The sequence below is a fragment of the Mesorhizobium sp. M7A.F.Ca.MR.362.00.0.0 genome (assembly GCF_004023175.1).
Lineage (GTDB): Bacteria > Pseudomonadota > Alphaproteobacteria > Rhizobiales > Rhizobiaceae > Mesorhizobium.
On the sequence record NZ_RZTF01001014.1, the window covers coordinates 1 to 279 of the forward strand.

1 protein-coding gene is annotated in these 279 nt (G+C 29.4%); it reads left to right on the top strand.

From position 1 onward, the window contains the following. Positions 1 to 50: 50 nt before the first annotated feature. The coding region (locus EOC06_RS38930; protein ID WP_206631434.1) for a hypothetical protein at positions 51 to 279 on the top strand (229 nt) is incomplete at its 3' end.

A 279-nucleotide genomic window follows, 5' to 3' on the forward strand; every position in this document is an offset into this window, starting at 1 on the left:
GTTTTAAGGGATAATAGTGTCTTTTTTTGTTCCGAAAAAGGAGAATAAGAATGCAAATCGCTAGTCAAAATGTATATAAAAAATTAGCAAGCTTTGAAACTATTGAAGAATTAAACGAATCATTACGTGCTTATAAAGATATTATTTCTGATATGAAATTACGCCAGGATGTTAAACGAAATTTGGTTAAAGTCTTAACGCATATTAAAGAATACTCTTGCAGTATTTTAGGTGTCTCATGGAAATGTAAAAGAAAAATAGCAGCTGATACAGGATTAG